This is a genomic window from Cupriavidus neocaledonicus (assembly GCF_000372525.1).
GTDB lineage: Bacteria > Pseudomonadota > Gammaproteobacteria > Burkholderiales > Burkholderiaceae > Cupriavidus > Cupriavidus neocaledonicus.
In genome coordinates this window covers 18,314-39,505 of record NZ_AQUR01000079.1, presented here as the reverse complement: position 1 = coordinate 39,505, position 21,192 = coordinate 18,314, and the positions used below count along the sequence as shown (strand labels likewise).

Here is a 21,192-nt window from a genome sequence, read left to right as displayed (position 1 = left end):
CGAGGAGAGCGGGAGTGGCGGGCGCGCCAACGGCTTGCCGGTCTCCAGGTACGGGCACCTGCCGGAATGTCAAAAACCTGACAGACCGGCCGGTGCGCGCCCATTACTATAAATCCACCTCGCGCCCGCCGCGCGCGCCATAGCGCAGTCCAGGAGACGCCCCCGTGAAAACCCTGATCGAACACCTCGCCAACTACGCCGCCTACCATCGCGATCCGCGCAACGTCTTCACGCATTTTCTCGGCGTCCCGATGATCGTGCTGGCCGTGACCACGCTGCTGGCGCGGCCGGCGCTGGCACTGGGCGACGGCAGCGCCGTGCTGACGCCGGCCATGCTGCTGTATATCCTGTCGTGCCTGTTCTACCTGCGCCTGTCGCTGGGCTTCGGCGTGGCGATGGCGCTGATCCTCGCGGTGTTCCTCTATGCTGGCGCGCATATCGCGGCGATGCCGACAAGCTGGTGGCTCGCGCTCGGCATCGGCCTGTTCGTGGTGGGATGGGTGATCCAGTTCATCGGCCACTATTTCGAAGGGCGCAAGCCCGCCTTTGTCGATGACCTCGTCGGCCTGCTGATCGGCCCGTTGTTCCTGGTTGCCGAAACGGCCTTTGCACTGGGGCTGGCGCGCGATACGCGCGACGCCATGGCCGCCCGCGCGCACTGACCAGGGCTGCCCGGCGGGATGCTCGCTCGGTGGTCTGCGACGCGGACGAAGGCTGCCATGCCCATCCAACCAGCCGTGTCATGCCGCCTGCGTTGTCGATACTCAGAGCGCGAAGGGTAGCGTCCAGACGCGCGCGCAGCGTTGCGCCCCGGACTTCGCGCCGAGGCCGCGCACGTCAAAACGCGGGGACGTAGGCCGTTTTCGCGCTTGCACTGAGGCAAAGCCGCGACAAAACCCGGGGTTTTTACCGGGTTTTACCCTTCGCATGCACGAAAACCCCTTGACTTAGGGCACTTTCCGCTATGATTCAGTGGGCGTCGATCAGGCGATTGCGCAACGCTCAGTAGCAATGCATAACACCTGCCGGCATCCATCTGTTCAACTTACGAATATCGATATGGCGACCAAAGCGAAACCGACCGCGAAGACTGCAACCAAGCCCGCCGCCAAGAAGGCTGCGGCAACCAAGGCACCCGTGAAGGCTGCCGCCAAGAAGGCCACGCCGGCCAAGAAGGCTGCTCCCGCCGCTGCGCCCGTTGCGCGCCCGCTGAAGGACACCTTCAACAAGTCGAGCCTGGTCGCTCACCTGGTAGCTCAGACGGAACTGGAAGCCAAGACCGTGAAGACGGTGCTGGCCCACCTGGAAAACACCATCGTCGGCGCGCTGAACAAGAAGGGCGCTGGCGAGTTCACGCTGCCCGGCCTGCTGAAGGTCACGGCGCAGCAAGTGCCGGCCAAGAAGAAGCGCTTCGGCAAGGACCCGTTCACCGGTGAAGAGCGCTGGTTCCCGGCCAAGCCGGCCAGTGTCAAGGTCAAGGTCCGTCCGCTGAAGAAGCTGAAGGACGCCGCAGCCTGATCTGCGCCAGTTGTCCAGAAAGAAAAGGAGCCGCTTGCCGGCTCCTTTTTTTATGGCCGCCGGCATCAATGCGGCAGCGTTTAATCCAGGTCAAGTCGGTGGCGATGTCGCCCACCTAGAATCGACTACGTCATGGGTGCGGGGGCGCTCCCCATGACAAAGCTTCCGGAGACTTCCTGAAGCTTCCGCCCGCGGCCGCAACGGCCGCGGGTTTTTTATTGGGCGGCCGCCCGGCCGCGCGGCGGATCAGGCCACCAATTGCTTGGCGTAGGTGGCGCGCGCCATCTCGCAGACTTCCACTGACACCTGCACATTCTGGCCGGTGCCGCCGCCGGAGCGCACGGCTTCGGCAATCACATCGCAGACCGCCTGCGCCAGCGCCTGGCGCACGGCGGTATCGCGCCCGTCCAGGATCGACAGGCGCGCATGGACAAAAGCCCGCTCGACGGCATCGATGCCCTGGCGGTAGGTCGACAGCGTGATGCAGCGCGACTTGATATCCGCCTCCTGGAACTGGCCCGATGCCAGCAGGGCGGCATTGGCTTCGTCCAGCAGTTCTTCCTGCGAGCAGTTCAGGCGGGTGTTTTCAGTCAGTTCGATGACGAGGTGGGGCATGGCGGGTCCTGGCGCAAAACGCCGGCACGGTGCCGGCGACAGCGAGCATGATAAGGGATCGCAGTACCGGGTTCGCCGGATGCGCGCGGCTCGGCCGACTGGTCGTGCGCGTTCCGGATCGACCAACGCAAAACGGGGCGCCCGTGGGCGCCCCGTTTGGGACGGCATGGCGGCGACGACTCAGGCGTGGACGGCCGTCACCTCGCGTGCCGGTGCCAGCGCGCTGCCGAAGCGGGCGGGATTGTCCCGTGCCAGTTGCTGCAATTGCGCCAGCTTGGCCTTGAGCCCGGCATCCAGCTTCGGCGCCGGCATCACCGTGGACGGACAGGCGACGCCCAGGATATCGAGGGCCCGCTGGAAATTCTCCAGGGTCAGGCCCATGGCCGGATCGACCGTGACCAGATGCTCGCGCAGCGCCTCGGGCATCGACTCGGCCGCGGCACAGGACAGGATCACGTAATGGACCGGGCGCGCGCCCTGGGCGAAGAAAGCTTCGATCTCGGCGCCGTGGCCGCCTGCAACCGGCGGTGTCATGGCTTCGACCTGCAGGTCCAGCTGTTGCAGGATGGCGGCCGGCGTGCCCCGGCGCCAGGCATCGGCTACCACCACACGGGCGCCAGCCACGCCGAACAGCCTGCGCACGAAGCCAAGCGCGACCGGGTCGAAGAACCTGACGTCGCGCGGCGTGCCCGAATCCGGAATGCCGCCGAGGCGGGCGCGGGAGCGCTCGGAGTACAGGACGCCGGGTACGTCCAGCATGATGAGTCGTTCAGCCATGGTTTCCTGTGCGGGGTGCCAGTTCAGTTGGTGTGAAGCAAGGTTACTCGCCGCAACCGGGCTGTCACGTTACCAGGGCGGGTTCAGTTGAAACATATCTGTAACTTCGTCGCGGAAGACGTAAATGCCGGTTACGTCGTCATGACAAATGTTTCGCCCCGACACAACTTTGCCGATACGCCCCGCTCACGGCTGCCGGAAGCGAAAGCGTGCAACGTCGCCGGCGAGCGCGGCGGCCTGCTGGTCGAGCCGCGCCGCCTGGCCGGCCAGTTCGTCGACCAGCGCGGCGTTCTGCCGGGCCGTCTGGCGCAGTTGCGCGGCCGCCTGCCTGGCTCCCTGCACGCGCTCGGCCTGCTCGTCGGCGAGCGTGCGCAGCCCCTCGGCCAGCGCGTGGCTGTGGCCCACCGTCGCGGCAATGCGGTCCATCGCCGTCACCACGGTGCCGCTCAGGCTGGCCCCTTGCTCGATTTCATGCGTGGCATTGCCGACGATGCCGCCAATCTCCCGCGCCGCCTCGGCGCTGCGCTGTGCCAGCGCGCGCACTTCCTGCGCCACCACGGCAAAGCCGCGGCCCGCCGGGCCCGCACGGGCGGCTTCCACGGCGGCGTTCAGGGCCAGGATATTGGTCTGGAAGGCAATGCTTTCGATCACGCCGACAATCTCGGCGATATGGCGTGAATGGCCGTGCAGGGCCTCCATCGCGCCGCGCATGCGCTGCACCACGGCGGCGCCGTCTTCGGTGGCGGCGCGGGCGGCACTGGCCATCTCGCTCGCTTCGGTGGCCTGCGCATGTGCGGCGACGACGTGCGCCGCCAGCGCCTGCATGCTGTCGGTGGTGGCGTCGAGTGCGCTGGCCTGCTGCTCGGTACGTGACGACAGGGCCTGGTTGCCCGCCGCGATCTGCTGGCTGGCCGCGGTGATTTCGTGGGCGCTGGCCTGGATGCGCCCCAGCACGCCGGCCAGCTGGTCGCGCATGCTGGCCACATGGTGCAGCATGCTGCTGTGGTCCGAGGGGCGCAGCGCGATCGGGGCGGTCAGGTCGCCAGCGGCAATGCGGCGAGCGATATCGGCGGCATCGCGCGGCTCGCCGCCCAGTTCTGCGCGCAGGCTGCGCGCCGCAATCCACGCCAGCGCCGCAGCTGCAAGCAGGCTGGCGCCGAGCAGGGCCGCCATCCACGCCTGCGCGCGCAACTGGCTGGCGGCGACGCTGGCAACGGTGGCGGCGGCCTGGTGCTCCTGCTGGCGGCGTACGGCTTCAACCTGGCCGCTGAGCCGCTGCAATTGCTCGGTGACGAAATGGCCGTCGACCGAGACCGCGCTGTCGAACTGCAGCGGATCCAGCGGCTGCTTGCGCAGCAACGCCACGTAGGCCTGGGCCAGGTCGCTGGCGCGCTGGCGTTCGCGCAGCAGTGGCGCCGCCTGGGCCGGCGCGGCCCGCTGCACCCCGGCCAGTGCCGCGTCGAGTTGCGACAGCGCCGCCGCGATCTCGTCGGCGGCGCCATCGCGCTCGGTGCCGCTGGTGGCCATGGTCAGCGCCAGCTGGGCGCGCCCGAGCGCGGCCAGCGCTGATTGCGCCCGCTCCGCCGAGATGGCGCCGTGCATGTCGTGCTGGTACAGGGTATCGGTGCGCGCCTTGATCGAGACCAGGTTGGCGATGCCGGTCAGGCCGACCGCGGCGCCGAACAGGTAGACCAGGGCAAAGGCGGCGCACAGGCGCGCCACCAGTGGCAGGCGGCCCAGCCGCGCCAGCCAGCGCGCGGGGGCGACTGCCCGGCGCTGGCCGGGCAGGGATGTCTTGAAGACTTGCAACACGGAGATACTCCAGACGGGCGCACCGGCCTTATCAGCCGGCGCAACCCGGGCTTGACCCGATTCGCCGCTGGCGCCGTCCTCGGTCCGGGACGGTCGCTGCGGCGCACGGGATCGTCGTCGATCAACGTGACGTCAACGTGACATCCGTACAACACGGACTGTCATCGTGCCGTCATGTGGATGTCATGCAATGTGGGCCGCACTGCGCCCTGATTGCTTGCGCACCATTCCCCCGTTTGCTCCCTATGAATGGCCTGACCGTCGCCACGCCCCAGCACGACCATGCGCCCCACGCTGCCAGCGTTGCCCCGGGCGGGACCGCGCTTGCGCCGGCGCGCCTGCCGCCGCTGCACGCCGTGTTCCAGCCGATCGTGCAGGCGGACAGCGGCGCCATCCTTGGCTACGAAGCGCTGATCCGCGGGCCCGTGGGCTCGCCGTGGGCAGCACCGGACGCACTGTTCCGGCTGGCGCAAGGCGTTCCCGCCACCATCGCGCTGGAGGTGGAGGCGGCGCGCACCGCGCAGGTCGCCTGGCGTGGCCTGGAGCTGCCCGGCAAGCTCTTCCTCAATTTCAGCCCGCAGACCTTGCGCCACCTGCTGGCGGACCGGGGCCGCCTGATGGCGGCCTTGCTGGAAGCCGGCATTGCACCGTCGCGGCTGGTGATCGAGGTCACCGAACAGACCCCGATCGGCGACGCCGCCAGCTTTGGCGTGGCCATGGCGGTGTTGCGCGAGCTTGGCATGCAGTACGCGCTGGACGATTTCGGCACCGGGCACGCCAACCTGGACTTGCTTGCCCACCTGTCGCCGCACTTCGTCAAGATCGACAAGTCGCTGGTGCGCGGCATCGCGTCGTGCTCGCGCCGGCTGGAGATCCTGCGTGCGCTGCTGCGCATGATGAGTGCCTTTGGCGGGCGCGTGATCGCCGAAGGGATTGAAGACGAAGATGAACTGGCCGTGGTGCGCGACCTGGGCGTGACCGGCGCCCAGGGCTATTACGTGGGACGGCCGGCGACGCAACCGGCGGCGCAGGCCGCGCAGCATGTACGGCAGGCGCTGGCGTCGCGCCGCATTGCCGTGTTTCCGCAGATGGTGCGCTCGGGCTGGTCCGGCATCACCGCGGGACGGCTGCTGCGGCCGGCGCCGACGGTCTCGCCCGCGGCCAGCAACGATGCGGTGCTGCGTACCTTCCAGGACCAGCCCGAGCTGCAGGCGGTGGCGGTGGTCAATGACGAAGGGCGGCCGCTGGCCATCATCGGCCGCCAGGCCTTTATCGACCGCTACGCGGCGCCGTTCCATCGCGAGCTCTATGGCAAGAAGGCCTGCATCGCCATGGCCAACCGCGATCCGGCCTGCTTCGACCAGCGTGCCAGCCTGGAGGACATGGCGCAGATCCTGTCGGGCGAGAACACGCGCTCGCTCGCCGACGGTTTCGTGATCACCGACCAGGGCCGCTATATCGGGCTGGGCACCGGCGCCGACCTGATCCGGGCGATCACCGAGGTGCGCATGGAAGCGGCGCGCTACGCCAATCCGCTGACCTTCCTGCCGGGCAATATCCCGCTGAACCAGCATATCGAGCGCCTGATCGAGGCCGCCAGCGAGTTCCATGCCTGCTACGTCGACCTGAACCACTTCAAGCCGTTCAACGACAAGTACGGCTACTGGAAAGGCGACGAAATGCTCAAGGGCGCGGCAGCGATCCTGGCCGAGGCGTGCGACCCCGCCCGGGATTTTCTCGGCCACGTGGGCGGCGACGATTTCCTGGTGCTGTATCAGAGCGCCGACTGGGCCACGCGCATGCGGGCCGCGATCCGGCGCTTCAACGATGCCGCGCGCGCCATGTATGCGCCAGCCGATCGCGCCGCCGGCGGCATGCACGGCGAAGACCGGCACGGGCGGCCGGTGTTCTTTCCGCCGGTATCGATGGCGGTGGGCGTGGTGTGCGTCTGCGGCGAGGGCGTGGCCGGCCTGCAGCGCCTGGGCAGCCAGCAGATCGGCGCCGCGGCGGCCGCGGCCAAGCGCGAGGCCAAGCGCTGCGCCGACGGCATGGCCGTGCTCGACTTCCTGGCCTTGTCGCAGACGCTGCCGGCGTAGCGCGGCTCAGTTGTTCGCGGGGCCGGGCATGGAGGTCCGCGTCGGCGGCTTTGGCAGCCTGGGCGCGATGCTCTCTTCCAGCACGTCAAGCCGGTAGCCGTGCGCGTAGACCACCGTGATGACGATGCCGTTGGCCACGCCGATGCGCAGGGTCTTGCGCAGCCGCGAGATCAGGCCCGCCAGCGCCCGCGACAGCGGTGGCAGTTCATGCCGCCAGATCGCCTGCTGGATGCGCTCGGCGGCCAGCACTCGGCCGACATTCGAGAACAGCATCATGGCCAGGTCGAATTCCTTCGGCGTCATGGCGATGCGCTCGCCGTGCAGCGTGGCGAAGCGGCCCATGCTGTTGAGCTGGTAGGGGCCGGCCTGCACCACCAGGCCCTGGCGCACGCGTTCGCCGGTCACGCGCCGGCGCAATGCCGTGATGCGCGCCATCAGCACGCGCGCATTGAGCGGGCGGCAAACGTAGTCGTCGGCGCCCGCGTCGAGCGCATCGACCAGCTTGTCTTCGCTGTTGTCGGTGGCCAGCAGGATGATCGGCACATCGCGCGAGCGCGCGCTGCGCACCGCGCGCACCACTTCCAGCGCAGGCAGGTCGGGCAGGGCATCGTCGATCAGCAGCATGTCGTACAGCTCCTGGCTGATGCGGTGGATCAGCTCGCGGCCGGTCTGGAACACGCGGCATCGGAAGCCGGCGCCCTCCAGCAGTTCGGCCACGGTACGGAGTTGGGGCGAAAAGCCCATGAGCAGCGCAATATTCATCGAAGGCGGACCACAGGGCAGGATACGAACCGTAAGGCGAGAGCCGGCAATGAATGCCCGGGCCGCGGTCGGACAGCCCTGGCCACGGCACCTCGATAGCACCGCCTTGCCTAGCCAGAAAGCGTATTAAAAGTGCGGTCTGAAAAACAATCAGACATTGCTGAAATATCTGCTGATTTTCGCGGTTCGCCGCGCTTGAAGCGGGTGGATCTCGAAGCCCGAGGCAGCGGCCGGGCGCTACGGAAAGTTGTCCACAGTTCCTGTGGACAAGCAGGGCGACGCTGCCCTGACAGCGGCCTGGCACCGTCATGCCATCGGCCTGCCAAAAAAGGAGGCAACGCCGCCAGGCGCCGCGCAGCCGGTGCCTACATCCGCACCATGCTGTGCCAAAATAGCGCGCATCGCGACCCGGTCAGCGGACACAAGCCCACCGATGCTGCAGAGCCCGAGTGTCATCGCCATCATCGTGCTGGCCTTTCACGTCGTAGGCGTGGTGGCCGCGCTGCATGCCGTCATGACGGTGCGCACCGCGCCGGGGGCGATTGCCTGGGCCGGCTCGCTGCTGATGATGCCGTACTTCACGCTGGTGCCTTACCTGATCTTCGGGCGCAGCACCTTCGCCGGCTATGTCGACGCGCGCCGCTTCAACGACGACCGCCTGCGCGAAATCCGTCACGGCATGACCCCGCGCGAGCGCGAGGCCCGCAGCGCCTGCGTGGTCCACGCGCCGGTGCAGGCGTGCATGCGCGCGCTGCCGCGCCTGACCGGCATGCCCTGCCTGGCCAACAACGATGTGCGCCTGCTCATCGATGGCGAGCAGACCTTCGAGGCGATCTTCGCGGCGATGGCGCGCGCCAGGCAGGTGCTGATCGTGCAGTTCTTCATCGTCCACGACGATGCGCTGGGCCAGCGCCTGCAGGCGCTCATGTGCGAGCGCGCGCAGGCCGGCGTCAAGGTCTACTTCCTGTTCGACCGCATCGGCTGCCACGCCATGTCGCGCCGCTACGTGCGCACGCTGCTCGATGCCGGCGTCGAGGCGAGGGCGTTCTCCACGCATCGCGGTTTCGTCAACCGGTTCCAGCTCAATTTCCGCAACCACCGCAAGCTGGTGGTCGTCGACGGCTGCGAAGCGTTTATCGGCGGCCACAATGTCGGTGTCGAATACCTGGGCCAGCGTCCGCCGCTGGCGCCCTGGCGCGACACCCATATCGCGCTGCGCGGCAGCGCCGTGCTGGACTTGCAGATGGCCTTTGCCGAAGACTGGTACTGGGCCGCGCGCGAGGTGCCGCATCTGCTGATGCCGCCGCCGGAAGCGGGCGGGCGCATGACCTGCCAGGTGGTGCCGTCGGGGCCGGCCGACGCGCAGGAAACCTGCTCGCTGTTTTTTGTCGAGGCGATCCAGTCGGCGCGCCACCGGCTGTGGATCACGTCGCCGTATTTCGTCCCGGACGAGGCCGTGTTCGCGGTGCTGCGGCTGGCGGTGCTGCGTGGCGTGGATGTGCGCATCCTGATCCCGGCGCGGCCAGACCATCTGGTCGTCTTTGCCGCCTCGACGCTGTACGCCCACAAGGCCATTGCCGCGGGTATCAAGATCTACCGCTACCAGCCCGGCTTCCTGCACCAGAAGGTGATCCTGATCGACGACGAGGCCGCCGCCATCGGCACCGCGAACCTCGACAACCGCTCCTTCCGGCTCAATTTCGAGCTGATGGTGATGACTGCCGATGCAGGCTTTGCGGCGCAGGTGGCGGCGATGCTCGAGGCCGATTTCGCGCAAGCCCGTCGGATCGGGCTCGACGAGTTCCTTGACGCGCCGGCACCGCTGCGCGTGGCGATGCACGTCGCCACGCTGTTCGCGCCTATCCTCTGAGCCGCGGCCCGCTGCAACCCGGCCATCTTCGATGCAACAAGCTTGTGACAGTTTGATTGTGTACACTGTTCACTATAAGACTCCGCACATCATGAACTGTCATTCGTTTTCCGGGAGGCCCGCATGAACCGGGCAGCCTCCGCACCGCCCGCACGGGCGACCTACCGCCATGGCGACCTGCGCCGCGCGCTGCTGGAAGCCGGCATCGACCTGGCGCGCGAGGGTGGCCCCGACGCCATCGTGCTGCGCGAGGCGACGCGGCGCGCCGGCGTGGTGCCCAATGCCGCCTACCGCCATTTCGCCAGCCGGCAAGACCTGCTGCAGGCGGTGCGCGCCTCGGCCCTGTCTGCGCTGGCGATCGCCATGGAAACCGAAATCGGCGGGCTGCGCCCGGGCCGCGGCGCCGCCGCGCATGCGCGCGCCTGCCTGCGTGCGGTCGGCACCGGCTACCTCCGCTTTGCGCTGACGGAAACCGGCCTGTTCCGCACGGCATTCTCGGTGCCGGACGAAGTCGAGGACGACGCCGACCCGGCCAAGGCGGGCAACAGCGGCCTGAACCCGTTCCAGTTGCTGGGCGCGGCGCTGGACCAGCTGGTGGAAGCGGGAGTGCTGCCGGCCGAGCGCCGGCCCGGCGCCGAATACCTGGCGTGGTCGGCCGTGCACGGCCTGGCGATCCTGCTGATCGACGGCCCGCTGCGCGGCCGGGCCAGCGAGCAGGCGGAGATCCTCGGCCAGCGCGTGCTCGATATGGTCGAGAAGGGCCTGTAGCCGGGGTCTGCAGCCACCGCATAAAAAAATGCCACGATGGCGGGGACCATCGTGGCAACGTAAGGAGCCAGGAAGGGGGGCAACCTGGCTCTATCGGGCACCCAGGGTCGGGTGCAAGAACAATGTATTCCGTTGTTTCTCATCTGAATATCGGACACTTCTTAAATATGTCCTTGTTTTGTCCCGATATAGGCACCCGCACGACCATGGCCTGGCCCGGCGCAGCGGGCCGGGGCGACTCACCGGAATGCAGCGACGGCAGCGCGGTCTAACTTGCGTGCCTGCCAGGGTCCGGCAGGCTTAACGCTGACGGTGGGGAGGGGCATCATGCATTACGCAGTCGGAGCGAGCCTCGTCGCGATCGTGCTGGCAGGGTGCGTGGCATACCCGTATGCCGGCGACCCGTATCCGGCCTATCCCGCCTACACGGTGGGGACGTCGTACTACCAGACCTACCCGGCCTATCCCGCCTATCCGGCATATGGCTATCCGTACTACCGTCCGTGGCCGGCCTATGGCAGCTTCGCCTTCATCTACGGCGGCGGTGGTCATCACTGGCATGGCCATGGCCACCACGGGCGGGGCGGCTGGCATGGCGGAGGGCACGGGGGTGGGCACGGGGGTGGCAGAGGCGGTGGCGGAAGAGGCCACTGAGCGGTGGCCCGCGTGGCAATGCCGTGCCGCGAGGGTTACCATCGGCTCACGGTCGCCAACGGAGCCTTATCGCCATGAGCAAGCCCGCACAGAAGCACCAGCCCCAACCGACGAAACCCGCGCAGCAGCCCTCCCGCGACGAACGGATCGAGCGCGAACTGGATGAGGCGCTGAAGGAAACCTTCCCCGCCAGCGACCCGGTTGCGGTCGACACCGACATGCCACGCCGGCCCGGGAAGCCGAAGCCGGGGAAGTAAAGCGCGGTGCTGTAAAGCGTCCGGGAAGCGCGGGCGCGCTACGGCAGCTGGCGCAGCTGCCCGATGACGGACATCAGCCGCCCGTGCGCGACGATGACGCCCGATTCGTCCTGCAGCGCTTCCTGGTAGCGCTTGCGGAACCCGGGATCGGCCCCGTCGCTGAAGAGTTTTTCGGCGGCGCGTCCGACGGCACGGCAGGTGTCGTCGTGGTGCTCCTTGGCCTCGAGCTCTTCGTCGATCTCGATGATCAGGCGCGACAGCGGGTCGAGCCAGCGGAAGTAGTTGTCTTCAGTCACCAGCTGGACAAACAGGCCGGCCGGAATCGGACCGTTCAGCCGTTCATACTGTGCCCGGTCATGGCCGATGACTTCCTTGTGAACCTGCAGCAGGGCGGCGCGCAGGGCCTTCAGGCCTGAGCGGCGCGTTTCCTGCGTGGCGAGGAATTGTTCGTTGGGCATGCCCATCTCCGCGTTTCCACTTGATCGGGTCCGGGCAGCGGTGCGTGGTCGCGCGCCTGTACCGCCAGCGCTTGGGCGGCGGTGACTGTCTGCCGGATGTTCCGCGCGCGGCGTCCGGCCTGTGCCGGCACTGTCCCGCGCGCCTGCCAGTATAGGCAGGCCCCGCAGGGCGAGCCAGAGGCGCCGGCTAGCGAAATACCCGTATTTGCGCCGGCCGCGGCGCATGGTTGGCGGACATGGCAAGTCGCTCAGGGGCTGTCGGTGGCATTCGGCGCCAGCAGGTCAGCCGCGCGCGAGCGCCGGGCATCCGCCGCGCGGAAATAACGGACCACTGTCGATACGCTGGCATGGCCCGTCATGGCCATGGTTTCAGCCAGCGGTACTTGCTGCGCCGCCGCTTCCGTGACAAAGCCCGAGCGCAGCGAATGCGCGGAATAGTCGCCATCCAGCCCCGCCAGCGCGCAACGCGCCTTGACGATGCGGCTGACCGCCGCATCCGACAAGCCTTCTCCCACATGTCCACCGCGCCGGATACGGCGAAACAGCGGGCCGTGTTCGATCCCCGCCGCGGCCAGCCATGCCTCCAGCGCCTGCCCGGCGGCGCCGGTGACGGGCTTGGCGGCATCGGCGTGCTCGCGGCCTGACTGGTTGGTCTTCGACCAGCCCAGCACATAGACAAAGTCTCCAGGCCCCACCCGCGTGAGCTGGTCCATGGTGGCGCGCGCGACTTCCGAGCGCCGCCTCCCGCCGCTGGCCCACGCGAAAAACAGCAGCGCGCGGTCGCGCAGCCCGGCGAGCGAGCCATCGCAGGTATCGAGCAGGCGCAGCAGCGGCGCGCGCGTCAGGGCGGCCTTGCGTGCCTGGCGGTGGCCGCGGCGCGCATAGGCACGCCGGGTGCTGGCCATCAGTTCGCGCACGCTGGCATCGGCGCACGGGTTGGGCAGGCCTTGCAGCTGGTGGGCCTTGGCGATGACCGCGAGCCGGTGGGTCAGCGTGGACAGCGCGGGCGGGCCGGGTCGGCCCTTGCATCCGTCAGCGATCAGCGCCTGGTCGATCGCCGCGGGCAGCTCGCAAACCGGGCCCTGCGGCGTCTGGCGCGTGGCGTGGTCGACGATGAACTGGATAACGACGGCGGGCGCAAGCGGAAGCCGCACCGGCTGCCGGTAGCGCAGGGCATACCAGGCAGACCAGTAGCGCAATGCGGACCGGTAGCTTGCCACCGTGTTTCGGGATTCGCCTTCCTGGCGCAACGCGTTGGCCGCCTGCTCGGCGAGAGGATCCAGTTGGGACGTGCGGAGCGGGGCCGGTAAGTCGACATCGGAGGGAATCGGTGGAAAGTATGCCTCGTGGGCGTCTCGAATCTTGATCATATTAAATATGATGTATGCTGTAATATATCATACGCAAATAAGAAATAACAGTCGATAAGTCTTCATTATCGAACCTTATTTGTGACTTTTAAAAAACGCCGGATCCCAACCCATGGAAACGCTCCGCAGCCGAGGCATTACCCGCGATGACGTCTGGCAGGCCGCCGACAGCCTGCTCAAGGCCGGCCAGCGGCCCACCATCGAACGCATCCGCCTGCATCTCGGGCGAGGCTCGCCGAACACGGTCAGCCCGCACCTGGATGGCTGGTTTGCCGCGCTGGGCGGGCGCATCCAGGATCCGCAGGGTTTGGCGCCGGCGCCAGGCTGCCCGGAGCCGGTCACCGAAGCCGCGCGCTACTTGTGGGAGGCGGCGCTGCAAAGCGCCAGGACTTCGGCCGAAGCCGCCTTGGCGCAGCGGGAAGCCGCGCTGGCGGAGGCCGGCACGGCGCTGCAGCAGGAGCGCGAAGCGCTGGCACAGGAACGCCAGGTCATGCAGGCGCGGCTCGAAGGCGCGGAGGCTGCCATGGCCGAACTGACGCGGGCGCGCGACGAGGCGGCGGAGCGTGCCGCTCGCGCCGAAACCGCTGCGACCGCATGGCAGCAGCAGGCTGAGGCGCTGCGCGCCGAGCACGCCTCGGCGCTGGCCGCGCGCGAGGCGATGCAGAACGATTTCGAGGCCCGGCGAGCAGCATGGGACCAGGAGCGCGAAACGCTGATGCAGCGCACCGCTGCCAATGAACGCCGCATGGCGCTGGAACTGGATGCCGCGCGCGTGGCATCCAGGGAAGCGCAAAAGCTGATCGAGGCCGAACGCAAGGCGGCGGTCGAGCGACTGAGCCGGGCCGCGGAGGCGGCATCGCGCCAGGGCAGCGAGATGACCCGGCTCGCCCAGGCAATCGCGGTACTGGAAGAACGGGTGCGCCAGCGGGAAAGCCTGCTGGCGGAGTACCGGGAGCAGGCCGGCGCGGCGCCTGCCGAAGCCGCCGCCGCGACGCCGCCACGGCGGAGCCGGCCGGCCCGCATGGCGCTGTCCGTCGGCAAGGCGCGCCGGCGCGGCCGTGGACTGTAGGCAAGCCGGCGCTTGCCAGGCCAGGGCGCGGCACGAGCCCTATTGGAATCAGGCTGGCATGCCTGAAAACGCTGGTCCACCCGGGGCACGGCCGGCCTGCCGCTGAAGCGCTACCTGGTCCGCATCGAACCCCCGATGCCCAGTGGGCCGCGGCGACGCGCGCCTGGCCTGAAGCGGGGTCAGGCGGTGCCGCCCGCGCGCAGCAGGTGTTTCTGGATCTTGCCGCTGGTGGTCTTGGGCAGCGCTTCCACGAAATGGTAGCGGCGCGGGCGCTTGTAGGCAGCGAGCCGGTCGCCTTGCAGCAGGAAGGCATCGAGCTGTTGCGCGCTCGGCGCCGCCTCGCCGCGCGACACCACGTAGGCGCCGACCACCTGGCCCCAGGTGGGATCGGGCTCGCCCAGCACCGCGACTTCGAGCACGCCGGGATGTTCGATCAGGGCGTCTTCGACCTCGCGCGGATAGACGTTCTCGGCGCCGGAATTGATCATGTAGTCGATCCGGTCGCGGATCCACAGGTAGCCGTCGGCATCCACGCTGCCGAGGTCGCCGGTGTGGTACCAGCCGTGCGCCAGCGCGCGCGCGTTGGCATCCGGGCGGTTCAGGTAGCCCTGCATCATGCACGGGCCGCGCACCAGCACTTCGCCGACTTCGCCCGGTGCGCAAGGCTGCGCCGGGTCGGTCGGGGCGCCGTCCTCGCGCAGCCTCGCCACCACCAGTTCGTGGCCAAGCGCCGGCAGGCCGGCCGAGCCGGCGCGGCTCAGTTGTTCGTGCGGGTAGAGCACCGACATGCACGGGCCCATTTCCGTGGTGCCGTAGACCTGCACCAGCCCCGCGCCGACCTTGCGGTCCCATTCGCGGATCAGGTGCGGCGCCATCGACGCGCCGCCGTACTCCACCAGACGCAGCGAGGACAGGTCGCGAATGCCGGCGTCCGGATGGTCGAGCAGCATGCCGACCATGGTCGGCGCGGCGAAGAAATGCGTCACGCCCTCGGCCTCGACCAGTTGCCAGGCCTCGCCCGCATCGAAGCGTCGCTGCAGCACCTGGGTGGCGCCGACCTGCAGCCGCGGCAGGAAACTGGTGTGCAGCTCGGCGGTGTGGTTCAGCGGCGCGATCGACAGGCCCACGTCCTCGCGCGACAGCATCATGGCCTGGTGCATCATCGCGTTGTGCTGCAGTTTGCTGCGATGGCTGTGCATGACGCCCTTGGGCCGGCCGGTGGTGCCGCTGGTGTACATCAGGATGCAGGGGTCGTTCTCGTCGAGGCTCACCGCCGGCGGCGTGTCAGGCTGGTGCGCCGCCAGCGTGTCGAGGCGGTGCGTGGCGAAGGCCGGCGCCGGGTCGGCGTCGGCATAGACGCGCAACGTGGTGCCGGGCGCCAGTCCGGCGGCCTTTTCGACGACGGCCGCGCCTTCCCGTTCGAACAGCACCGCCGCGGCGCCGCCGTCGTTGAGGATATAGGCCAGCTCCTGCGCGGCCAGGCGGTAGTTGACCGGGTTGAATACCGCGCCGAGGCGGGCCGTGGCCAGCAGCGCAAAGACGAAGGCCGGCGTGTTGTAGAGGAAGGCCGCCACCACGTCGCCCTTGCCGATGCCGATCGACTGCAAGGCATGCGCGTGGCGGTTGACCTCGGCGTGGAGCTGGGCATAGCTCCACGTGCGCCGCCCGGCGCCGATGCCGCTGACCAGCGCGGTCTTGTGCGGCAGGTTGCGCGCGGGCCAGGTAAGGGTGTCGCCGAGGGTGATGCCGCAGGTCAAGGTCGGGCTCCGGTCATTTTTTGCTGCCGGGCAGGAAGCCGGCTTGTCGTTGTCTTGCGAGCCGGACAATATAGAGCGGCGCGTGGGGCACATGGAAATAACGATTTGCTCTTTCTTTATGCCGTTCCGCGTCAAGGGCGTTCTTCGGCCGGGTGGCTACTGTATATTTGTACAGTTTTCGCTGTGCCCATTGCCTGTGTCCGCCGTCATCGCGCCCCCTCCCGCCACGCCTGCCACGCCCGCATCGCCTAGCGCGCCCGCGCAGCCCGCGTACGTCGTCGCCGTCCGAGCGCTGTGCGAGTTCACCGCCAAGGCGGGCGACCTCGACCTGCGTTTCGTGCCGACGCCGTCGGCGCAGGAGGGGGTGGCCGGCCATGGGGTGGTGACCGGCCGACGCGGCGCGGGCTATCAGGCGGAGGTGGCGCTGTCCGCGGATTTCGGTCCGCTTCATGTCCGCGGCCGTGCCGATGGTTACGATCCCGCTGCCAACCGGCTGGAGGAAATCAAGACGGTCCGCAGCGACGCCGCCGTGCCGGACAACCACCGCCACCTGCACTGGGCGCAGGCCAGGATCTATGGCTGCCTGTTGTGCCGCAAGCTGGGGCTGTCGGGGCTGGAGATCGCGGTGGTCTATTTCGACATCCTCAGTCAGCGCGAGCACCCGGTGGTGGCGCATTTCGACGCGTCGGCGCTCGAGGCGTTCTTTGTCGAGTCCTGCGAGCGCTTCCTGCACTGGGCCCGGGCCGAACTGGCGCACCGGCAGGCGCGCGATGCCGCGCTGGCGCAGCTGACGTTTCCGCACCAGGGCTTCCGCCCGGGCCAGCGCGAACTGGCGCAGGCGGTCTACAACGCCAACCGCGCCGGCCGCCCCCTGCTGGCGCAGGCGCCCACCGGCATCGGCAAGTCGGTCGGGACGCTGTTCCCGGTGCTCAAGGCCATGCCGGGCCAGCGGCTCGACAAGGTGTTCTTCCTGTCGGCGCGTTCGACCGGGCGCGCGGTGGCGCTGCACGCCGCCGCAGCCTTGCGCGGCCACGGCGCGCAGCCGCTGCGCGTGCTCGAGCTGACTGCGCGCGACAAGGCTTGCGAGCATCCGGACCTGGCCTGCCATGGCGAATCATGTCCGCTGGCGCGCGGCTTCTATGACCGCCTGCCGGCCGCGCGCGAAGCGGCGCGCGCCATGCCGGTGCGCGACCGCGCCGCGGTGCGCGACCTCGCACGCGAACATGCGATCTGCCCTTACTACCTGGCACAGGAACTGGTGCGCTGGAGCGACGTGGTGGTGGCCGACTACAACTACTATTTCGACCGCAGCGCGATGCTGTATGCGCTGACCGTGGCCAATGGCTGGCGCGCCAGCGTGCTGGTGGACGAGGCCCACAACCTGGTCGAGCGCGGCCGCGCGATGTACACGGCGGAGCTCGATCCACAAGCGCTGCGCGAGCTGCGCCGCGGCGCGCCGGCGCTGCTATCCCGGCCGCTGGCCCGGCTGGCGCGCCAGTGGAGCGCGCTCGCGCGCCAGGGCGACGATGTCTACGAGGTCCTGCCGGAAGTGCCCGCGACCTTTCGCCGCGCGCTGGACGAATGCTGTGCGGCGGCGCTGGCCTACATGACCGAGCATCCTGGCGCGCACGATCCGGCGCTGCAGCGCTTCTATTTCGACGCGCTGCATTTCGCCCGCCTGGCCGAACAGCTCGATGTCCATTCGCTGTTTGACATCCAGCGCACGCCGCGCCGCCGCGGCCACCATGCCCGGCTTTGCCTGCGCAATGTCATCCCGGCGCCGTTCCTGCGCCCGCGGCTTGCAGCCGCGCATTCGGTCACGCTGTTTTCCGCGACCCTCGATCCCGCGGGCTTTTACCTGGACACGCTGGGCCTGCCGGCGGATTGCGCGCGCGTGCAAGTGCCATCGCCGTTCCGCGCTGACCAGCTCTCGGTGCGGATTGCCGCGCGCATCTCCACCCGCTATGCACGGCGCGAGCAGTCGCTGCCGGCCATCGTGGCGCTGATGGCGGAGCAGTTCCGTGCGCGCCGGGGCAACTACCTGGCCTTCTTCAGCAGCCACGAATACCTGCAGCAGGCCGTCGCCCGCTTCGCCGGATCGCACCCGGACATCCCGCATTGGGTCCAGGCGCGGGGCATGGACGAAGCCGCGCAGGCGGCGTTCCTGGAGGCCTTTGCGGCAGGAGGCGAGGGCATCGGCTTCGCGGTGCTCGGCGGCGCCTTTGCCGAGGGCGTCGACCTGCCGGGCGAGCGCCTGATCGGCGCCTTCGTCGCCACGCTGGGGCTGCCCCAGTTCAACCCCGTCAACGAGCAGTTTCGCGCGCGCATGGAGCAGGCGTTCGGCCAGGGCTATGCCTATGCCTACCTGTATCCCGGGCTGCGCAAGGTGGTGCAGGCGGCAGGCCGGGTGATTCGCACGCAGCAGGACCAGGGCGTGCTGTATCTGATCGATGACCGCTTTGCGGCGGCCGAGGTGCGAGCGCTGCTGCCATCGTGGTGGGAAATCGCGCCGGCGGCGTAGAAATTACACGGTGGCGCCGCGGATGCGGCATGCTGCTGCCGTTGCCCGCCTCAGGTCGGCCTCGCGCCGGCCTGGAACGAATCTGGCAGGCACACCATCACGCGCCAACCGAAAGGAAACACCATGCCGATGACCCAATACTATGCCGCCACCGAGCCGACCCGCACCGAGGTGGACACGCTGTCCGGCGCCACCGTGCTGGAGTTCGGCGCGCCGTGGTGCGGCTACTGCCAGCGCGCCCAGCCGGCGCTGGCCGAGGCCTTTGCCGTGCATCCGGACCTGCGCCACCTGAAGATCGAAGACGGCAGCGGACGCCCGCTGGGCCGGTCGTTCCGCATCAAGCTGTGGCCGACGCTGGTATTCCTGCGCGACGGCCAGGAAGTGGCCAGGCTGGTGCGCCCGACCGAGGCCGAGCCGATCCGCGAGGCAATGCGCCGCATTGCCTGAACCCCGCGCGCTGGCGGCCTACCTGGCAAACACCTGGCTCAGGTCGGCAAAGGCCTTGAACTCGAGCGCGTTGCCCGACGGGTCGAGGAAGAACATGGTGGCCTGCTCGCCGACCTGGCCCTTGAAGCGCACGTGCGGCTCGATCACGAACCGGGTGCCGGCCGCGCGCAGGCGTTCGGCCAGCGCCTCCCACTGGTCCATCGGCAGGATCGCGCCGAAATGGCGCACCGGCACGTCGTCGCCATCGACGGCGCTGGTGGCACGATGGCCGCATTCCTCGGGCGACAGGTGCGCCACCACCTGGTGGCCATAGAAATTGAAGTCCACCCACGCTTCGGAACTGCGGCCTTCCGGGCAGCCCAGCAGTTCGCCATAAAAACTGCGCGCCTCGGCCAGGTCGCGCACGGGAAACGCCAGATGGAACAAGGGGATCGTCGAAGTCGTGCTCATGGGGCTTGCTTTGGGAGGGAAAGGTTCTGACCGGCCGGGGATCGGCCTGCCGGTTGATTGTAGTCAGCGCAACCCGTAATATGAAGCGAATCATTTTTGGCCTGAGCATCAAAGATTTCGATAGATGATCCGCTATTTCCAGACCTTCCTGACGGCTGCCGAAACCGGATCGTTTTCCGCCGCGGCGGCGCGCCTGGCGCTGACCCAGTCGGCCGTCAGCACGCAGATCCGGCGCCTCGAGGAAGACCTGGACTGCCGCCTGTTCGAGCGCACCGGCAAGTCGGTCGCGCTCAGCGAAGCCGGACACCGCTTGCTGCCCGAGGCGCGGCGCTTTGTCGAGCTCTATGCCGCGATGAAGGACCGCGCCGGCCCGCATGCCGAGGCGGCGCCAGTCGAGCTGGGCGCGGTGTCGACGGTGCAGGCCACCTTGCTGGCCGAGGCGATGCGGCACTTCCGCCAGCGCTTCCCCGACTCGCATGTCAACGTGGTGCCCGGCATGTCGACCCAGCTGCTGACGCAGGTCGATGCGCGCGAGCTCGACGTGGCCGTGCTGATCCGGCCGCGCCTGGGTTTGCCGCCGGACCTGAAGTGGGTGCCGCTGGTGCGCGAGCGCTTCGTCGGCATCGGGCCGGCGGGCTCGCCGCAGGAACTGCGCGCGCTGCTGGAGGCGTTGCCGTTTATCCGCTACAACCGCCACAGCACCGGCGGCCAGCTGGTGGACCGCTACCTGAAGCGGCAGCGGCTCTGGGTCAGGGAAGGGATGGAACTGGACGAGCCGGCGGTGATCCTGCAGATGGTGGCGGCGGGCCTGGGCTGCGCCATCATTCCGGCCGAACTGGTGCCGCTGCGCGAGGCGGCCGGCGTGGTGCAGGTGCCGCTGCCGGGCGGGCCGCTCTATCGCGAGGTGGGCGTGCTGGTGCGTGAAGCGGCGCTGCGCCGCGCGCCGGTCGCGGCGCTGATCGACGCCTTCGTCGCGGCAAGCGCGCGCTGGCAGCCGCGCGGGGCTTAGGGAAGGATCACAGGCTGCCCGGCAACACCATCGTCACCAGCACCGAGGCATCCGACACCGCCGTCACGTCATAGCGCACGCAGGGCCCAAGGTACAGCAGGTCGCCCTGGCGCAGCTGGCGTTCGGAGCCGTCCACGCGTACGCGCACCTCACCCTCCAGGCATTGCACGGTCATGGGCCCGTCCACCGCATGCGGGGGCACATGCTTGCCGGCCTTCAGCACCAGCCGCATGACTTCGAGGGGACCTTCCTTGAACAGGGCCTGGGTGGCGGTCTGGTCCAGCCGCACGCCCAGGGGCAGCACGCTGGCGATCTGTCCGGAAGCAAGATGGGGAAGGGACATGCGCGGCTCCTCGCGTCTGGTGGGGTGGCTTGTCAGGCGCGCCGACGCCGGGCGGCGGCACGCCTTCTCAATCTAGCACCGGAGCGCGCGCATCCCTAGCACGCAGCGTGGTGTCGCCGCCAGATCAGGCCGCGGCGGCAGCGCGCGTGCCGCGATGGGCCGGCGCCGCGGAGACACCGCTGCGGTCCATGCCCGCAACTTCCAGGCCGGCGGCGCGGTTGGCACCGTCGGTGAACGGATCACGCTTGTCATTGACGCGCGCGCCATCGGTGAAGGGGTCGCGCTGGTCGTTGACACGCGCGCCGTCGGTGAACGGATCGCGCTTGCCATTGTGCAGGGCGTAGCCGTAGCGGTCAGCGGCAACGCCGCGATCGTTCAGGCCTTGTGCCATGACGGCAGTGGCGGCGCTGATTGCTGCGAGCGAGAGGGACGTGGCAAGAAGGGCTTTGAGAGCGTTTTTATGCATGTGTGCTGTTTTTTGGGGTGGGGAACGATTGGCCCGCAATGGGCCGCGCAAGCCTGGCGGGTTTGCCGCCTGCGCCGTCCGGATTCGCCTTTTGGGCGGTGCCGCGCCCGGGTGTCTGGCGCGGCACGGGACGAAGTGTAGTCACCCTGGCCTATTCCTGTGATGATTTAACT

General features: G+C 68.7%; 21 protein-coding genes. 11 read left to right on the top strand and 10 right to left on the bottom strand.

What is annotated here, in order from left to right:
* Positions 1 to 164: 164 nt before the first annotated feature.
* Positions 165 to 662, top strand: a complete 498-nt coding sequence (locus tag A3AG_RS0106235) for an Mpo1 family 2-hydroxy fatty acid dioxygenase (RefSeq protein ID WP_018004597.1) — start codon at positions 165 to 167, stop codon at positions 660 to 662.
* Between the two features lie 397 nt (positions 663 to 1,059).
* Positions 1,060 to 1,518, top strand: coding sequence for an HU family DNA-binding protein (locus A3AG_RS0106230; RefSeq protein ID WP_026163989.1), 459 nt, complete (start codon positions 1,060 to 1,062; stop codon positions 1,516 to 1,518).
* A 246-nt stretch (positions 1,519 to 1,764) separates the two neighbouring features.
* Here A3AG_RS0106230 and A3AG_RS0106225 read toward each other — a convergent pair whose 3' ends face one another.
* The 3 genes from A3AG_RS0106225 to A3AG_RS0106215 all read right to left on the bottom strand — a co-directional run bounded on the left by A3AG_RS0106225 (position 1,765) and on the right by A3AG_RS0106215 (position 4,722).
* Positions 1,765 to 2,133 (bottom strand): 5-carboxymethyl-2-hydroxymuconate Delta-isomerase, encoded by a 369-nt coding sequence (locus A3AG_RS0106225; RefSeq protein ID WP_026163988.1) that lies wholly within the window; start codon positions 2,131 to 2,133, stop codon positions 1,765 to 1,767.
* A 180-nt stretch (positions 2,134 to 2,313) separates the two neighbouring features.
* Complete coding sequence (locus A3AG_RS0106220; protein WP_018004594.1) at positions 2,314 to 2,910, bottom strand: HAD domain-containing protein; 597 nt, start codon at positions 2,908 to 2,910, stop codon at positions 2,314 to 2,316.
* Positions 2,911 to 3,096: 186 nt separating this feature from the next.
* The gene (locus A3AG_RS0106215) at positions 3,097 to 4,722 is read right to left on the bottom strand and encodes a methyl-accepting chemotaxis protein (RefSeq protein WP_026163987.1); all 1,626 of its coding nucleotides are present in this window, start codon (positions 4,720 to 4,722) and stop codon (positions 3,097 to 3,099) included.
* A gap of 245 nt (positions 4,723 to 4,967) precedes the next feature.
* Between A3AG_RS0106215 and A3AG_RS0106210 the strand changes: the two genes are divergently transcribed.
* Entirely contained in the window at positions 4,968 to 6,818 is a 1,851-nt protein-coding gene (locus A3AG_RS0106210) for an EAL domain-containing protein (protein ID WP_018004593.1), read from the top strand.
* 6 nt (positions 6,819 to 6,824) lie between these two features.
* Here the strand turns inward: A3AG_RS0106210 and A3AG_RS0106205 are convergent, their stop codons facing one another.
* Positions 6,825 to 7,562 (bottom strand): response regulator transcription factor, encoded by a 738-nt coding sequence (locus tag A3AG_RS0106205; protein WP_240619802.1) that lies wholly within the window; start codon positions 7,560 to 7,562, stop codon positions 6,825 to 6,827.
* A 451-nt stretch (positions 7,563 to 8,013) separates the two neighbouring features.
* Between A3AG_RS0106205 and cls the strand changes: the two genes are divergently transcribed.
* The 4 genes from cls (at position 8,014) to A3AG_RS0106190 (ending at position 11,129) form a co-directional block, all read left to right on the top strand.
* Positions 8,014 to 9,450 carry a cardiolipin synthase gene (gene cls, locus A3AG_RS0106200; protein ID WP_018004591.1) on the top strand — a complete coding sequence of 479 codons (1,437 nt, stop codon included), beginning with the start codon at positions 8,014 to 8,016 and terminating at the stop codon, positions 9,448 to 9,450.
* A gap of 123 nt (positions 9,451 to 9,573) precedes the next feature.
* Entirely contained in the window at positions 9,574 to 10,218 is a 645-nt protein-coding gene (locus A3AG_RS0106195; protein ID WP_018004590.1) for a TetR/AcrR family transcriptional regulator, read from the top strand.
* A 327-nt stretch (positions 10,219 to 10,545) separates the two neighbouring features.
* Positions 10,546 to 10,872 carry a hypothetical protein gene (locus tag A3AG_RS33710; RefSeq protein WP_018004589.1) on the top strand — a complete coding sequence of 109 codons (327 nt, stop codon included), beginning with the start codon at positions 10,546 to 10,548 and terminating at the stop codon, positions 10,870 to 10,872.
* A gap of 74 nt (positions 10,873 to 10,946) precedes the next feature.
* Positions 10,947 to 11,129, top strand: coding sequence for a hypothetical protein (locus tag A3AG_RS0106190; RefSeq protein WP_018004588.1), 183 nt, complete (start codon positions 10,947 to 10,949; stop codon positions 11,127 to 11,129).
* 38 nt (positions 11,130 to 11,167) lie between these two features.
* On the opposite strand, the gene A3AG_RS0106185 is transcribed toward A3AG_RS0106190, so the two are convergent.
* Together A3AG_RS0106185 and A3AG_RS0106180 are read right to left on the bottom strand one after the other, a co-directional pair.
* Positions 11,168 to 11,593, bottom strand: coding sequence for a hypothetical protein (locus A3AG_RS0106185; protein WP_018004587.1), 426 nt, complete (start codon positions 11,591 to 11,593; stop codon positions 11,168 to 11,170).
* Between the two features lie 242 nt (positions 11,594 to 11,835).
* Positions 11,836 to 12,957, bottom strand: a complete 1,122-nt coding sequence (locus A3AG_RS0106180; protein WP_018004586.1) for a site-specific integrase — start codon at positions 12,955 to 12,957, stop codon at positions 11,836 to 11,838.
* Between the two features lie 112 nt (positions 12,958 to 13,069).
* Here A3AG_RS0106180 and A3AG_RS0106175 point away from each other — a divergent pair, with 112 nt between their 5' ends.
* The gene (locus tag A3AG_RS0106175; protein ID WP_018004585.1) at positions 13,070 to 14,026 is read left to right on the top strand and encodes a DNA-binding protein; all 957 of its coding nucleotides are present in this window, start codon (positions 13,070 to 13,072) and stop codon (positions 14,024 to 14,026) included.
* Positions 14,027 to 14,205: 179 nt separating this feature from the next.
* Here A3AG_RS0106175 and A3AG_RS0106170 read toward each other — a convergent pair whose 3' ends face one another.
* Positions 14,206 to 15,783 carry a fatty acid--CoA ligase gene (locus A3AG_RS0106170; RefSeq protein ID WP_018004584.1) on the bottom strand — a complete coding sequence of 526 codons (1,578 nt, stop codon included), beginning with the start codon at positions 15,781 to 15,783 and terminating at the stop codon, positions 14,206 to 14,208.
* Between the two features lie 196 nt (positions 15,784 to 15,979).
* Between A3AG_RS0106170 and A3AG_RS0106165 the strand changes: the two genes are divergently transcribed.
* The gene (locus A3AG_RS0106165) at positions 15,980 to 18,304 is read left to right on the top strand and encodes an ATP-dependent DNA helicase (protein WP_240619801.1); all 2,325 of its coding nucleotides are present in this window, start codon (positions 15,980 to 15,982) and stop codon (positions 18,302 to 18,304) included.
* 123 nt (positions 18,305 to 18,427) lie between these two features.
* A complete protein-coding gene (locus tag A3AG_RS0106160; protein WP_018004582.1) occupies positions 18,428 to 18,751 on the top strand; it encodes a thioredoxin family protein in 324 nt (107 codons plus the stop codon).
* A gap of 18 nt (positions 18,752 to 18,769) precedes the next feature.
* On the opposite strand, the gene A3AG_RS0106155 is transcribed toward A3AG_RS0106160, so the two are convergent.
* Entirely contained in the window at positions 18,770 to 19,201 is a 432-nt protein-coding gene (locus A3AG_RS0106155) for a VOC family protein (protein WP_018004581.1), read from the bottom strand.
* 124 nt (positions 19,202 to 19,325) lie between these two features.
* On the opposite strand from A3AG_RS0106155, the gene A3AG_RS0106150 reads away from it, so the two are divergent.
* Complete coding sequence (locus A3AG_RS0106150; RefSeq protein WP_018004580.1) at positions 19,326 to 20,210, top strand: LysR family transcriptional regulator; 885 nt, start codon at positions 19,326 to 19,328, stop codon at positions 20,208 to 20,210.
* A gap of 7 nt (positions 20,211 to 20,217) precedes the next feature.
* On the opposite strand, the gene A3AG_RS0106145 is transcribed toward A3AG_RS0106150, so the two are convergent.
* Both A3AG_RS0106145 and A3AG_RS0106140 read right to left on the bottom strand, forming a co-directional pair.
* Positions 20,218 to 20,553 carry a cupin domain-containing protein gene (locus tag A3AG_RS0106145; RefSeq protein WP_018004579.1) on the bottom strand — a complete coding sequence of 112 codons (336 nt, stop codon included), beginning with the start codon at positions 20,551 to 20,553 and terminating at the stop codon, positions 20,218 to 20,220.
* A 124-nt stretch (positions 20,554 to 20,677) separates the two neighbouring features.
* Complete coding sequence (locus A3AG_RS0106140; RefSeq protein WP_026163986.1) at positions 20,678 to 21,019, bottom strand: hypothetical protein; 342 nt, start codon at positions 21,017 to 21,019, stop codon at positions 20,678 to 20,680.
* Positions 21,020 to 21,192: the final 173 nt, after the last annotated feature.

Bases quoted from the DNA above. Each gene is read 5' to 3' on its own strand.
- cls (WP_018004591.1), top strand. From the start codon at position 8,014: ATGCTGCAGAGCCCGAGTGTCATCGCCATCATCGTGCTGGCCTTTCAC.
- A3AG_RS0106140 (WP_026163986.1), bottom strand. From the start codon at position 21,019: ATGCATAAAAACGCTCTCAAAGCCCTTCTTGCCACGTCCCTCTCGCTC.
- A3AG_RS0106150 (WP_018004580.1), top strand. From the start codon at position 19,326: ATGATCCGCTATTTCCAGACCTTCCTGACGGCTGCCGAAACCGGATCG.
- A3AG_RS0106195 (WP_018004590.1), top strand. From the start codon at position 9,574: ATGAACCGGGCAGCCTCCGCACCGCCCGCACGGGCGACCTACCGCCAT.
- A3AG_RS0106225 (WP_026163988.1), bottom strand. From the start codon at position 2,133: ATGCCCCACCTCGTCATCGAACTGACTGAAAACACCCGCCTGAACTGC.
- A3AG_RS0106155 (WP_018004581.1), bottom strand. From the start codon at position 19,201: ATGAGCACGACTTCGACGATCCCCTTGTTCCATCTGGCGTTTCCCGTG.
- A3AG_RS0106185 (WP_018004587.1), bottom strand. From the start codon at position 11,593: ATGGGCATGCCCAACGAACAATTCCTCGCCACGCAGGAAACGCGCCGC.
- A3AG_RS0106175 (WP_018004585.1), top strand. From the start codon at position 13,070: ATGGAAACGCTCCGCAGCCGAGGCATTACCCGCGATGACGTCTGGCAG.
- A3AG_RS33710 (WP_018004589.1), top strand. From the start codon at position 10,546: ATGCATTACGCAGTCGGAGCGAGCCTCGTCGCGATCGTGCTGGCAGGG.
- A3AG_RS0106210 (WP_018004593.1), top strand. From the start codon at position 4,968: ATGAATGGCCTGACCGTCGCCACGCCCCAGCACGACCATGCGCCCCAC.
- A3AG_RS0106145 (WP_018004579.1), bottom strand. From the start codon at position 20,553: ATGTCCCTTCCCCATCTTGCTTCCGGACAGATCGCCAGCGTGCTGCCC.
- A3AG_RS0106205 (WP_240619802.1), bottom strand. From the start codon at position 7,562: ATGGGCTTTTCGCCCCAACTCCGTACCGTGGCCGAACTGCTGGAGGGC.
- A3AG_RS0106160 (WP_018004582.1), top strand. From the start codon at position 18,428: ATGCCGATGACCCAATACTATGCCGCCACCGAGCCGACCCGCACCGAG.
- A3AG_RS0106230 (WP_026163989.1), top strand. From the start codon at position 1,060: ATGGCGACCAAAGCGAAACCGACCGCGAAGACTGCAACCAAGCCCGCC.
- A3AG_RS0106190 (WP_018004588.1), top strand. From the start codon at position 10,947: ATGAGCAAGCCCGCACAGAAGCACCAGCCCCAACCGACGAAACCCGCG.
- A3AG_RS0106220 (WP_018004594.1), bottom strand. From the start codon at position 2,910: ATGGCTGAACGACTCATCATGCTGGACGTACCCGGCGTCCTGTACTCC.
- A3AG_RS0106180 (WP_018004586.1), bottom strand. From the start codon at position 12,957: ATGATCAAGATTCGAGACGCCCACGAGGCATACTTTCCACCGATTCCC.